General features: G+C 62.1%; 14 protein-coding genes and 1 tRNA gene. 9 read left to right on the plus strand and 6 right to left on the minus strand.

The window, feature by feature from the left end; translation table 11 throughout:
• Positions 1-843 carry a phytoene/squalene synthase family protein gene (locus tag X771_RS150780; RefSeq protein ID WP_027050346.1) on the plus strand — a complete coding sequence of 281 codons (843 nt, stop codon included), beginning with the start codon at positions 1-3 and terminating at the stop codon, positions 841-843.
• 36 nt (positions 844-879) lie between these two features.
• Here the strand turns inward: X771_RS150780 and trmFO are convergent, their stop codons facing one another.
• On the minus strand, positions 880-2,292 hold the full coding sequence (gene trmFO, locus X771_RS150775; protein WP_023688228.1) for a methylenetetrahydrofolate--tRNA-(uracil(54)-C(5))-methyltransferase (FADH(2)-oxidizing) TrmFO: 1,413 nt from the start codon (positions 2,290-2,292) through the stop codon (positions 880-882).
• A gap of 18 nt (positions 2,293-2,310) precedes the next feature.
• On the opposite strand from trmFO, the gene X771_RS1000000168130 reads away from it, so the two are divergent.
• Positions 2,311-2,637 (plus strand): hypothetical protein, encoded by a 327-nt coding sequence (locus tag X771_RS1000000168130; protein WP_156935994.1) that lies wholly within the window; start codon positions 2,311-2,313, stop codon positions 2,635-2,637.
• Positions 2,638-2,808: 171 nt separating this feature from the next.
• Here the strand turns inward: X771_RS1000000168130 and X771_RS1000000166790 are convergent, their stop codons facing one another.
• Both X771_RS1000000166790 and X771_RS1000000166795 read right to left on the minus strand, forming a co-directional pair.
• Complete coding sequence (locus X771_RS1000000166790; protein WP_023667673.1) at positions 2,809-2,952, minus strand: DUF1127 domain-containing protein; 144 nt, start codon at positions 2,950-2,952, stop codon at positions 2,809-2,811.
• 51 nt (positions 2,953-3,003) lie between these two features.
• Positions 3,004-3,144 carry a DUF1127 domain-containing protein gene (locus tag X771_RS1000000166795; protein ID WP_006335194.1) on the minus strand — a complete coding sequence of 47 codons (141 nt, stop codon included), beginning with the start codon at positions 3,142-3,144 and terminating at the stop codon, positions 3,004-3,006.
• A 235-nt stretch (positions 3,145-3,379) separates the two neighbouring features.
• On the opposite strand from X771_RS1000000166795, the gene X771_RS150770 reads away from it, so the two are divergent.
• The 3 genes from X771_RS150770 to X771_RS150760 all read left to right on the plus strand — a co-directional run bounded on the left by X771_RS150770 (position 3,380) and on the right by X771_RS150760 (position 6,594).
• Complete coding sequence (locus tag X771_RS150770; protein WP_023688229.1) at positions 3,380-4,492, plus strand: DUF2157 domain-containing protein; 1,113 nt, start codon at positions 3,380-3,382, stop codon at positions 4,490-4,492.
• Positions 4,489-5,070 carry a GDYXXLXY domain-containing protein gene (locus X771_RS150765; RefSeq protein WP_023688230.1) on the plus strand — a complete coding sequence of 194 codons (582 nt, stop codon included), beginning with the start codon at positions 4,489-4,491 and terminating at the stop codon, positions 5,068-5,070. The genes X771_RS150770 and X771_RS150765 overlap by 4 nt, the downstream gene beginning before the upstream one ends.
• A gap of 75 nt (positions 5,071-5,145) precedes the next feature.
• Positions 5,146-6,594, plus strand: a complete 1,449-nt coding sequence (locus tag X771_RS150760) for an aromatic amino acid lyase (protein WP_023688231.1) — start codon at positions 5,146-5,148, stop codon at positions 6,592-6,594.
• A gap of 101 nt (positions 6,595-6,695) precedes the next feature.
• On the opposite strand, the gene X771_RS150755 is transcribed toward X771_RS150760, so the two are convergent.
• Positions 6,696-6,780 (minus strand) — tRNA-Leu (locus X771_RS150755).
• A 352-nt stretch (positions 6,781-7,132) separates the two neighbouring features.
• On the opposite strand from X771_RS150755, the gene tig reads away from it, so the two are divergent.
• The 4 genes from tig to X771_RS150735 all read left to right on the plus strand — a co-directional run bounded on the left by tig (position 7,133) and on the right by X771_RS150735 (position 11,335).
• The gene (tig, locus tag X771_RS150750; RefSeq protein ID WP_023681635.1) at positions 7,133-8,608 is read left to right on the plus strand and encodes a trigger factor; all 1,476 of its coding nucleotides are present in this window, start codon (positions 7,133-7,135) and stop codon (positions 8,606-8,608) included.
• Between the two features lie 259 nt (positions 8,609-8,867).
• Positions 8,868-9,248, plus strand: coding sequence for a cytochrome c family protein (locus X771_RS150745; RefSeq protein ID WP_023667668.1), 381 nt, complete (start codon positions 8,868-8,870; stop codon positions 9,246-9,248).
• 153 nt (positions 9,249-9,401) lie between these two features.
• Positions 9,402-10,334, plus strand: coding sequence for a heme o synthase (locus X771_RS150740; RefSeq protein WP_023688232.1), 933 nt, complete (start codon positions 9,402-9,404; stop codon positions 10,332-10,334).
• 179 nt (positions 10,335-10,513) lie between these two features.
• Complete coding sequence (locus X771_RS150735) at positions 10,514-11,335, plus strand: DUF2189 domain-containing protein (protein ID WP_023667666.1); 822 nt, start codon at positions 10,514-10,516, stop codon at positions 11,333-11,335.
• A 62-nt stretch (positions 11,336-11,397) separates the two neighbouring features.
• Here X771_RS150735 and X771_RS150730 read toward each other — a convergent pair whose 3' ends face one another.
• Complete coding sequence (locus X771_RS150730; protein WP_023667665.1) at positions 11,398-11,796, minus strand: cytochrome C oxidase subunit IV family protein; 399 nt, start codon at positions 11,794-11,796, stop codon at positions 11,398-11,400.
• Between the two features lie 9 nt (positions 11,797-11,805).
• On the minus strand, positions 11,806-12,528 hold the full coding sequence (locus tag X771_RS150725) for a heme-copper oxidase subunit III family protein (RefSeq protein ID WP_023667664.1): 723 nt from the start codon (positions 12,526-12,528) through the stop codon (positions 11,806-11,808).
• Positions 12,529-12,530: the final 2 nt, after the last annotated feature.

A 12,530-nucleotide genomic window follows, 5' to 3' on the forward strand; every position in this document is an offset into this window, starting at 1 on the left:
GTGACCGATACAGCTGACATCGTCATGGAGACGGTGCGCGCCGGCGACCATGACCGCTATGTCAGCGCACTCTATGCACCGGCCAACAAGCGCGCGGCGCTGTTTTCGCTTTACGCCTTCAATGCCGAGATTGCGTCTGTCCGAGACCGCATCCACGAGGCATTGCCGGGCGAAGTGAGGCTGCAATGGTGGCGCGATGTCATCGCTGCTGAAGCCGCAGCCACAGGCAACCCGCTCGCCGATGCGCTGAAGGCGACGATTTCTGCCCATGGCCTGCCCAAAACTGCCTTCGACAACATGCTCGAGGCCCGCATCTTCGACCTCTATGACGATCCGATGCCGTCGCGCACCGATCTCGAGGGATATTGCGGCGAGACGGCGGCCGCGCTGATCCAGCTGGCGGCGATGGTGCTCGATCCCAATCAGGCGCCGCGCTTTGCCGAACTGGCGGGCAGGGCCGGCTGCGCCCAGGCGATGACCGGCCTGTTTCTGCTGTTGCCGCTGCATCGCCGACGCGGGCAATGCTTCGTGCCGGCGGATATCCTTGCAGCGGCCGGCTCGTCGCCGGAGGAGTTCGTCAGCGGCGACGGCGGCCCCGGCGCTCAGCGCGCGGTGGCTGCGATGATTGCATTGGCGCAGGAGCATCTCCGCGCTTTCGAGCAAGGGGCGTCCGCACTTCCGGAAACGCTGCGTCCGGCGTTCCTGCCGCTGGCGCTGACCAGCGCCTATCTCGGCAAGATGGCCAATGGCCGCTCGCCGCTTGGTGGCGCAGCCCGGCTTTCGGCTCTGCGCCGGCATTGGCTGTTGCTCAGGCGCGCAACGCGGGGTTGGCCAGCGAGTTAACGTAAACGTCAATCGCGTTAGGGCCCTGAGACTTGGCTATTCAGCAGCTTCCGATGTTTGCGCCGGCAGCCCTAGCCACTCCCGACACTCTGCCCGCGCGCGTGAGGTGATCGCGTGGCGCTTGGCCACCGTCTTGTCCTTGCCGCGCAGGCGTTTGCCTTCGGTCTTCGGTGCTTCCACCGGCGGGAACAGGCCGAAATTGACGTTCATCGGCTGGAACGAGCGTTTGCCCGGCTCGTCGTCGGAAACGATGTGGCCGCCGGTGATGTGGTTGAGCAAGGCGCCGAAGGCGGTGGTGAGCGGTGGCAGCGATGGCGCGTGGCCGAGCCGCTCGGCGGCGGCGAAGCGGCCGGCGAGCAGGCCGATCGCCGCGCTCTCGACATAGCCCTCGCAGCCGGTGATCTGGCCGGCAAAGCGCAGGCCCGGCCGCGACTTCAGCTGCAGCGAGGCGTCGAGCAAAGTCGGCGAATTGATGTAGGTGTTGCGGTGCAGGCCGCCGAGACGGGCGAACTCGGCGTTTTCCAGACCCGGAATGGTGCGGAACACGCGCACCTGCTCGGCATGCTTCAGCTTGGTCTGGAAACCGACCATGTTGTAGAGCGTGCCCAGCGCATTGTCCTGACGCAGCTGCACCACGGCATAGGCTTTTACCGTCGGATTGTGGGCATTGGTCAGCCCCATCGGCTTCATCGGCCCGTAGCGCAGCGTCTCGACGCCGCGCTCGGCCATGATCTCGATCGGCAAGCAGCCGTCGAAATAGGGCGTGCCTTCCCACTGCTTGAATTCGGTCTTCTGGCCGTCGACGAGCGCCTGTACGAAGGCGAGATACTGGTCCTTGTCCATCGGGCAGTTGATGTAGTCCTTGCCGGTGCCGCCGGGCCCAACCTTGTCGTAGCGCGACTGGAACCAGCAAATGTCCATGTCGATCGTGTCGAAATGGATGATCGGGGCAATCGCGTCGAAGAAGGCCAGCGCATCGGCGCCGGTTGCCTCGGCGATCGACTGGGCGAGCGACGGCGCGGTCAGCGGTCCCGTGGCGATGATCGCCTGGTCCCACTCCGCCGGCGGCAGGCCCGGCACTTCCTCGCGCTCGATGGTGATCAGCGGGTGCGCTTCAAGCTTTTTCGTCACCGCGTCGGAGAAACCGTCGCGATCCACGGCCAGCGCGCCGCCTGCCGGCACCTGGTTGGCGTCGCCGGCACTCATGATCAGCGAGCCGGCCAGCCGCATTTCGGCATGCAGCAGGCCGACGGCGTTGTTCTCGGCATCGTCGGAGCGGAAGGAATTGGAACAGACAAGTTCGGCAAGCCCATCGGTCTTGTGCGCATCGGTGCCGCGCACCGGGCGCATCTCATGCAAAATGACGGGAACACCGGCTTGTGCTGCCTGCCAGGCGGCTTCGGAGCCGGCGAGGCCGCCGCCGACGATGTGGATAGGATTTTTGCTCATGAGCGCCGGAATAATCGCTTGGCGCGCCGTTTGCAATTGGCCGGTGCGAGCGTGGGTCATTGTCGTGCAACGACGGAGCTCGAGTTTCTTATGTCCGCGGCGACGCTTGGATGGCGGCGCAAAGCGCCTCGATCGACCGCAAGCACAGCCGCAAACCTGCCCCAAAAACAACAACACCCGCCGCGGGAGGAGGTGCGGCGGGTGTCGTTTTTGGGGCCGATCCTCGGGAGGAGGTGGGGATCGGCCGTATTCGCCATCGCCGGGGAGGAGGTCGGCTTTGACGAAATTCTTTTCGCCGGATCGAGGGAGGCGAAATCCCTGGAAGAGGAACTGCGTTCACTTTGAAGACGAACTAGCGTTCGCTTCGGAAAGACGAACTGCGTTCGCTTTGGAAACAGCGCCCGCCGCGGGAGGAGGTGCGGCGGGCGCCGTTTTGGTGGTCAACCCTCGGGAGGAGGTGAAGGCTGACCTTATCCGTCAGGGTCGGGGAGGAGGTCGACCCTGGCGAAATTCTGGTTAGATCGTCGCCCTGCGGGCGATGATCTTGATCTCGTCACGGACGATGCCGAGATCATGGAGCTGACGGTTCGAAAGGCGACCCAGCTCGGTAACGGTGTCGCGGTAAACGCGCCAGTTACGATAGTTGCGGATCAGGTTCATTGTCGTTCTCTTTTTCAAAACTGGTTCGGATCATTTGCGATCCGAAGAGGATTAGACCGCCTTGCGGGCGACGTAGTGGATGTCGCTGCGGCTGATGCCGAGGTCGGTCAGTTCACGGTTCGACAGGCGGCTCAGCTCGGAGACGGTGTCCCGGTAGCGGCGCCAGTTGCGGTAGTTGCGGATCAGGTTCATGGTAGTGCTCGTTTCGTCTTTCTTCGGATCATTCCGTTTGTGTACGAACAGTAAATAGGCTGGGTAATATCGATTTAAAAGTGCTGTTGGCGCATGGCAGCAATGCAAATTGTGCAATGCAACATTAGCGCGCGTTCACGGCTTCGTCATGAAGAGACCCGAATCGGAAAATGACGTTGCGTCAACGATTTGAGCGGATCGGCTGTCAGAAAGACCAAGCTGGGGGAGAAGCGACATGGCGAGTTATTCGTCACGGGCGAGGGCCGATATCGGGCGGTGGCTGCAGGCCGGCCTGATCGACGCGAAGACGGCCGATGCGCTTAAGTGCGACATCGACGCAAACGAGCGCAAATCGCTGAGCTTCAGCACTATATTGGCCATGATGGCGGCGCTGCTGTTCGGCGCCGCGATCCTGCTCTTCGTCGCCGCCAACTGGGACGCCATCCCGCGGCTGGTGCGGGTCGCGGCACTGTTTTCCGTCATTCTCGCCGGCTATGTCGGCGGCGCGGTGTTGAAGATGCGCGACCATGCGGCGATCGGCGAGGCGCTGTGGATCGTGGCCGCCGCGGCCTTCGGCGGATCGATCGCGCTGATCGGCCAGATGTACCATCTCACGGGCGACGAGGCCTCGGCCATCGTCACCTGGGGCATCGGCACGGCACTTGCCGCGGTGGCGTTGCGCTCGAACCCGCTGACGGTCGCTGCCGTCGGCATATCCGTTGCCTGGCTGTTCGTGCGCGCGTTCGACTTTTATGACCGCCCCGTATTTCCGGATTTCTTCGTCGTGATGGCGCCGGTGCTTTTTGTCGTCTCGTTCTGGACGCGTAGCCAGCCGGCACGCCACTTGATCATTCTCTCGGTCATTTTCTATATCGCGGTGCGCGGCCTGGACCAGAACACGCTCGCCCTGGCTATTCCTCTGGTCGCGGTGTCGGCGCTGCTGTTTGCGGTTTCCATCTTCGCCGCCGGGCCGGCCGACCGGATCTTGCAGCTCGGCGGGCGGCTGCCTTTGCACGCCTTGACCGGCTTTCTCACCGGGCTGGCGATGATCCAGATCGAACTGGGCGATGATAACGCCTTCAGCAACGGCTTTGCCGTCGCCTCGGTTATCGCGCTGGCCGGGATTGCGGCGGCGATCGTTCTGGGCGGGCGCGAGAGCAGGGGGCTGCGCTGGGTTGCTTATGCCGGCTTTGCCTTCGAACTTGCCATTATCTACGTCGTGACCTTGCAGACGATGCTCGGCACGGCCGGCTTCTTCCTGGCTGCCGCGGTGCTTTTCGGCACCCTGGCTCTCGTCATCATCCGTATGGAAAAACGCATGAAGGCCCCGGAAGGAGCGGCAGCATGATGTCGGGAAAGAAACTTGTCATCTCGGCGCTGGTCCTGGCGCTCGTCCAGATCGGCTTCCTGAGCTGGATCATCGCCGGCCGCGCGGCGATCCTGCGCAACGGCAAGGAGGTCTTGCTGAAAGTCGAGCCGGTCGATCCGCGCGATCTGCTGCGCGGCGACTATATTATCCTCGGCTATGAAATATCGCGCTTGCCGGTGAAGCTGATCGCCAACATCCCGGCCGGCCAGCTCGTGAGCGAGAACACGCCGATCGTGGTCCGGCTGAAGCCGGGCGCCGACGGCTATTGGCATGCGACCACGGCCTGGTTCGGCAAGGCTCCGACGCCGGCGACCGCCGACGAAGCCGATATTGTCGGCCAGGTCGCGCCGGGCTGGACGCTTGATCCTGAATCCACGATCGCACCGCAATACGGCATCGACCGCTTCTACCTACCTGAGGGCCAGGGCATGGCGATCCAGAACGACATGCGGGTGCGGCCATTCGGCGTGCGCATCGCGCTCGCCGCCAGTGGCCAGGCACAGATCAAGGCGCTGATGGACGGCGACAAGACATTGTTTGAGGAACCGCTCTGCTAGAAGACATTACCCAGGGCATGGATTTCGGCAACGATCGATCGCTTCGCCCTCATGCAACCCAGACGGGCGAAGACAATGTCGATTACGGTGACGACGCGCGAAGATATCAATCTCGATGCCGTTTTGCGCGTCGCCTGGAGAAACGACACGGTCGAAATCGGCGACAAGGCCTTGCAACGCATTGCCGAATGCCGCGCCTCGTTCCTGAAACTCATTGAGTCCGATCCGCCGCCGGTCATCTACGGCGTCACCACCGCGATGGGCGAGCTGGCAAGCCGCAAGCTCGAACTTGACGAGCGCGACCGCCATGCGCGCATCAAGGCTTTTGCTGCCGCCACATCGTTCGGTGAGCCATTGCCTGAGCGCGTCGTAAGGGCGATCGTGCTGGCGCGGCTGACCAACTTTATCGAAGGCAATGCCGCGACCACGCCGCGCATCGCACGGGCGGTCGCGGCGATGCTCGACGGCGGCCCGATGCCGGTGGTGCCGTCGCAAGGGCAGGGTGGCGCCGGCGAGATCCTGGCGCTCTATCCGCTGTTTGCTGCGCTTACCGCCAGCCTTGAGCTTGAGGTGAAGGAGCGCGGTTCGCTGATCAACGGCTCGCCCTGCGCGGCGGCACTGGTGGCGGACGCAGCACTTGCCGCGCGTCGTCGCCTCGCCATGGCGCACAAGGTGTTCGCGCTGTCGATCGAAGCGTTTCGTGCGCCGCTCGAGCATTATGATGCAGCGCTCGACGGGCTCTGGGGCGACGAACACGAAGCGGCCGCCTTGCAAGGGTTGCGGCAGTTTCTGGTCGGCGCAGGGGATGGACGGCGCAATTATCAGGCGCCGGTCAGCTACCGCATCGTGCCGCGTGTGCTCGGCCATGCGCATCGGGCGCTGGCCGTCGCCGAGCAGGCGGCGACCGTATCGCTGGCCTCGATCTCGGACAATCCAGTCTATATCCCGCCCGACGCGGCGCACCCGCTGGGGCGCTGCATCTCGACCGGCGGCTATCACAATGCCATGGCGACGCCGGCGCTCGACGATCTGGCGGCGATCTGGGCCGATCTCTGCCTGCTCTGCGACCGCCACGCCTCAAAGCTGCTGAACGGCAAGGTGTCGCTGCTGCCCGACCTGTTGATGACCGGGCGGCATTGGGCCGACAGCGACGGGCACGGCAATGTCGGCTATGTGCCGATGGCGATCACCGGCTATCTCGAACAGGCCAAACTCGCGGCGCAGCGCACCTTCATTCCGGGCACCGAATCGGCCGGCGCCGGCCAGGACGACGTCGCCACCACCGCATTCTTCGCCTGGACCAAGGAAGCGACGGCCGGCCGCTGCCTCGATGCGGCAATGGCGATGCTGGCCATGATCGCCTCGCAGGCCCTGTACGTGACTGAACGCGCCGCGCCGCCGGCATTGCAGGATTTTGTCGCGGATATCAGGAAGATCGTGCCCCCGGTCGACGCCGACCGGGTGCTGGGGCCGGAGCTGGCGAAATTGGCGGAGTGGTTTACCGGTCAAGTGTTTGAAGTGTAGGCCGTCGCCGCCAGTCCTCCTACGCCACGGCTTCGGAGGACACCCTTCGCTTTATCAAGCTCCTGGGTGGCCTGCCACCCGAAGCTCGATAGAGCGAAGGGTGGTGCGGATGAAGGGACTCGAACCCCCACGCCTTTCGGCACTGGAACCTAAATCCAGGGCGTCTACCAGTTCCGCCACATCCGCATTTGTCGGCAATCCCATGTAGCCATCATTCTGTCAATGTCGGGGCGAAAATGTCTGCCGTTGGGGCGGTCATTCGCTGCAACGCGAAGATGGTTGAAAATTGGCCTCGCCTGTGACAAAAGGCGTGTCAAATGTGACGGGACGCGCCGATCCGCTTCTGCAGAATGTGATAAGAAGTAGGAAAAACAAGAACTTATTCACATCTTGGAACGCAGTTTGGAACAATTTGAGCCGTAATTTCGGTCAAATCGCCAGGTTCCGTACCAAAAGCCATTCCCGGCAAGATTGTACCGGCAGGCTGTGAACGGCAAGACGCCGTGGCAGCCTCTTTGGTGAAGATAAAGGTTTTACGATGCAGGTCACCGAAACGCTCAACTCCGGTCTCAAGCGCGAGATCAAGATCACCGTGCCGGCCGGTGATATGGAAGCCAAGCTGATGGCGCGGCTGTCCGACGCCAGGAACAAGGTCCGCATCAACGGCTTCCGTCCCGGCAAGGTGCCTGTGCAGCATTTGCGCAAGGTCTACGGCAAGTCGTTCATGGCCGAAGTGGTCAACGAAATCCTCAACGATTCGACCCGTTCGATCATCACGGGGCGCGGCGAAAAGGCCGCCATGCAGCCTGAAGTGATCATGACGGAAGACGAGAAAGAGGCCGAGAAGATCCTGGCCGGCGGCGCCGACTTCGAATTCCGCCTCAACTACGAGGTCATCCCGGCGATCGAGATCAAGGATTTCTCCGACATCAAGGTGACGCGCCAGGTATTCGAAGTGCCGGACAGCGAGATCGACGAGCAGGTCCAGCGCGTTGCCGAATCGGCGCGAAGCTTCGAGCCGAAGACCGGCAAGGCCGCCGAAGGCGATCGCGTTTCGATCGACTATGTCGGCAAGATCGACGGCGAGGCCTTTTCCGGCGGCGCCGGCACCGACCAGCCGCTGGTTCTGGGGTCCAAGGAATTCATTCCGGGCTTCGAGGACCAACTGATCGGCGCCAAGGCCGGCGACGAGAAGCAGGTCACCGTCACTTTCCCGGAAAACTACCAGGCAGCGCATCTGGCCGGCAAGGAAGCCACCTTCGACGTCACCGTCAAGGAAGTGTCCAAGCCCGGCGCGCTGGAAATCAACGACGAGATGGCCAAGAACCTCGGCCTGGAATCGCTGGAGCGCCTGCGCGACGTGGTGCGCGGCCAGATCGAGAACCAGTTCGGTTCGATGACCCGCCAGAAGGTCAAGCGCCAGCTGCTCGACCAGCTTGACGCGGCCTATTCGTTCGAGGCGCCGTCGAAGCTCGTCGATGCCGAGTTCAACAACATCTGGACCCAGGTCAACCGCGATCTCGAAGCCGCCGGCCGTACCTTCGCCGACGAGGAGACGACGGAAGAAGAGGCACGCGCCGAATATCTGCGGCTTGCCGAGCGCCGCGTGCGTCTCGGCCTGGTTTTGGCCGAGATCGGCGAGAAGGCCGGCGTCACCGTTTCCGACGAGGAACTGCAGCGCGGCCTGTTCGAGCAGGTGCGCCGCTACCCGGCCAACCAGCAGCAGGAAGCCTTCGAGTTCTATCGCAGCAATCCGGAAGCCCTGAACACGTTGCGCGCGCCGATGTTCGAGGAGAAGGTCGTCGACCATCTGCTCAGCCAGATCTCGGTCACCGACGTCAAGGTCAGCAAGGAAGAGCTGATGGCTGACGACGAAGAGGGCGATACAGCCAAGGCCAAGCCGGCGAAGAAGGCCGCTGCCAAGAAGGCCGACAAGGCTGAAAAGGCCGACGACGCGGAAGAGCCGAAGAAGAAGGCAGCCCCGAAGAAGAAGGCCGCCAAGGACGCCGAATAGCGCCTGACGACAAGATCAGAAAAGGCCGCCCTCGAGGCGGCCTTTTTCGTTGTGGCGGATGTGCCTTGAGCCACCGCAGCCCACCTGAACCTTTGTACGGTCGACCTGTTCTACCTACCGGCCAGATTCTGTGGTACACAAGTGCCGCAATTCCATCTGGGGAGGAGCGGAGAATCTATTCTGCCGTGCAGGGCGCATGCTGGTGCTACCGGCATGTGCAGACCGTCTGAGGAAAATTTGACGATCAGGGAGGAATGCCATGCGCTTGGTTGCGTTTTTCGCCGTCGTTTCCGTTGCAACTTTCATCGCCAATCCATCGCGGGCACAGGACGCCGCGGCGGGCGAGAAGGTCTTCACCAAATGCAAGGTCTGCCACGTCGCAGACCAAGACACCAACAAGATAGGCCCTTCGTTGCATGGCGTTATCGGCCGGACGGCCGGCACGCATCCGGATTTCAAATATTCCGAAGCCATGATCGCGGCCGGCACATCCGGCGTCAAATGGGATGAACCGACACTGACGACGTATCTTCACGACCCCAAGGCAATGGTCAAAGGGACGAAGATGGCGTTTCCCGGTCTCAAGAAGGACGAGGACGTCGCCAACGTCATCGCCTATCTGAAGCAATTTTCCCCGTAACCTGGCTCGTCGGCCGGCCAGAGCGTTTCACCGTCTCACGGAAACGGCGATCCGCTCGATCTCTTTGTTCTTACGCAATTCCGGACGGAAAACCGCATACGCTCTTTCTGGAATTGCTCTAGGCTGCCCGGTTTCCATCGATGGTCGTCTCAAATGTCGGTCAAGGAAAGCCTCAAGGATACCGGCGTCCGCCTCTCGGAAGCGACGGCCAGTGATTTCTTTGCGCTCTTGAAGCCTCGGGTCATGGCCCTTGCCGTCTTTACCGCCTTCGTCGGTCTGATGGTGGCGCCCGGCGCGATGAACCCGGTCATCGCCGTGATCGCCATAGGTGCGATTGCGGTTGGAGCGGGAGCGGCCGGCGCGCTCAACATGTGGTACGACGCCGACATCGACGCGCTGATGTCGCGCACGTCAAAGCGGCCGGTTCCGTCGGGCCGCGTCACGGCCGGCGAAGCGCTCGGCTTCGGCCTGGTGCTTTCCGCACTTTCGGTCATGACGCTCGGCGTGCTGGTGGGCTGGCTTGCCGCGTCACTGCTGGCCTTCACCATCTTTTTCTACGTCGTCATCTATACGATGTGGCTGAAGCGCTCGACACCGCAGAACATCGTCATCGGCGGCGCGGCGGGTGCCCTTCCTCCGATGATCGGCTGGGCGGCGGCCACCGGCGCCATCGGCATTGAAAGCCTCATCCTGTTCCTGATCATTTTCCTGTGGACGCCGCCGCATTTCTGGGCGCTCGCACTGTTCAAGGCCGGCGACTATGCCGCTGCCGGCATCCCGATGATGCCGAACGTGGCCGGCCAGGCCTCGACCAGAAGGCAGATCTTCGCCTATTCACTGCTCCTGGCACCGATCGGAGTGCTGCCCTGGGCGTTCGGATTTACGAGCGGGGTCTATGGGATTGTTTCGGCTGCATTGGGCGCGGGTTTCATCTGGCATGCCTGGAACGCCCTGGTCATCCTCGACAAGGAGATGAAGCCGGCCAAGGCGCTGTTTGCCTATTCGATCTTCTATCTTTTCGCGATCTTTGCCGTGCTGCTTGCCGACACCATAGCGATACGCGCGTTCATGTCAGCCGGAGGGTGACGGCATGACGCTGTGTTCGGAAACCTCGCCTTCCGGGAGCCTTTTGTAAGAACGGGCGACAAGCTCCAGTCAATGGAGTATATTGATTGCGGTGCAGGTCGCGGTTCGCGTGGCCAGTCATGCAGAACGGCAGCACCGTGAAACCGCGACCTTGCCGGACCTGGTCTGGAGGAACGGGCATGACAAGTTTTCACGTGATTGCAGGCGCCAGCGAAACGCTGGAACACACCAAAATCCGAAAAATCAGTGTTTCCGATCTTTTCGATGCGCTCAAGCGCGGTGTTGACGATTTTATGGTCAAACCGTCGCACATCGTCTTTCTCTGCCTGATCTATCCGCTTGTCGGCGTGGTGCTCGCTGCCTGGACTTCGGGCGCCAATGCGTTGCCGATGTTGTTTCCGCTGGTGTCCGGCTTTGCGCTGATAGGTCCATTCGCGGCGATCGGCCTCTATGAGATCAGCCGCAGACGAGAAGCCGGGCTCGACACCTCCTGGACGCACGCGTTCGAGGTCAGGAATTCTCCGGCCCTGCCAGCCATCGCCGCAGTCGGGATCATGCTGGTTGCAATCTTCATCGCCTGGCTTTTGGCGGCGCAGGTGTTCTACGAATATCTCTTCGGCCCGGCTCCGCCTGTATCGATTTCGGGCTTCATCAATGAAATATTTGCCACCGGACGCGGCTGGTCTCTGATTGTCCTGGGGCACGCCATCGGCTTCGTCTTCGCCGCGGTGGTGTTGTGCACGACGGTTGTCGCCTTCCCATTGCTGCTCGACCGCGACGTCGGCGCCTACGAAGCCATCCACACATCGGTGCGAGCGGTGCTGGCGAACCCGATCCCCATGGCTGTCTGGGGACTGATTGTCGCCGTCGCCCTGATCATAGGCTCGCTGCCGGTGTTTGCCGGGCTGGCGGTCGTGCTGCCGATCCTGGGTCACGCCACTTGGCATGTCTACCGCAAGGTTGTGGAGCCGCCATCGTCCCCGACGCGGGTCGGCCTCTGACCCTGCAGATCAGCTGATGGGAAGCTTCATCTCCGGTCTTTGACCGGAGATGAAGCTGTGCGTCAGGGCCCCGGTCCGAAGAAGGACAACCGGGTGAGAAGCGTGTAGTCCGCTTCGAAGAGCATCATCGCCACGAACACCAGTATCAGAAGCGGCGGCAGGATGATCGCATAGGTCAGGGCCAGTCGCTCCCAGGCCATGTGCATGAACACGGCGACGATCAGCCCGGCCTTGAGGATCATGAAGATCAGGATCAGAGACCATCTGAGATAGCCGTGGATGCCGAGATAATCGACCATGTAGGAGCAGGCGCTGAGGATGAACAGCCATGCCCAGACCACCAGATAGAGCTTGATCGGATGTTCCTGATGAACCTCCGCGACGCCGGTCGATGGCCCTTCATGCGCATGATCAGAGTGCAGCGCGTGTTGCCCGAGGCCGTTTGCGGTTGCTTCAGCCATGTCAGCCTCTCACCAAAGATAGAAGAATGCGAAAATGAACACCCAGACCAGGTCGACGAAATGCCAGTAGAGCCCCATGATTTCGACGTTCTCGTAGCGACCCCTGCGGCTGGTGAAGAAGCCGGGACGACCGACGTCGTAGTCTCCACGCCAGACCTTTCGCGCCACGATGATGAGGAAGATCACCCCGATCGTCACATGCGTGCCGTGGAAGCCGGTGATCATGAAGAAAGTCGAGCCGAATTGTGCCGCGCCCCAGGGATTGCCCCACGGCCGTACCCCTTCGGTGATCAACTTGGTCCATTCGAAGGCTTGCATGCCGACGAAGGTGGCTCCTAGCGCTGCCGTCAGAAGCATGAGGATTGCGGTTTTGCGGCGGTCGCGGCGATAGCCGAAATTGACCGCCATGGCCATCGTTCCGCTGCTCGATATCAGCACGAAGGTCATGATGGCAATCAGGATCAGTGGAATGTCCGAACCGCCGATGCGAAGCGCAAAGACCTCGCTCGGATTGGGCCACGGCACACGTGTGGAGACGCGCGCGGTCATGTAGGAGAGCAGGAAGCAGCCGAAGATGAAGGTGTCGCTGAGCAGGAAGATCCACATCATGGCCTTGCCCCAGGACACGTTCTTGAACGCGCGCTGATCCGAGGACCAGTCGGCGGCGATGCCTTGCCAGCCTGCGGGCCGCGTCTCCGTTTGGCCGGTATGCGTCAGTGTCGTTTCTGCCATGC

The sequence above is a fragment of the Mesorhizobium sp. LSJC269B00 genome (genome assembly GCF_000502815.1).
GTDB lineage: Bacteria > Pseudomonadota > Alphaproteobacteria > Rhizobiales > Rhizobiaceae > Mesorhizobium.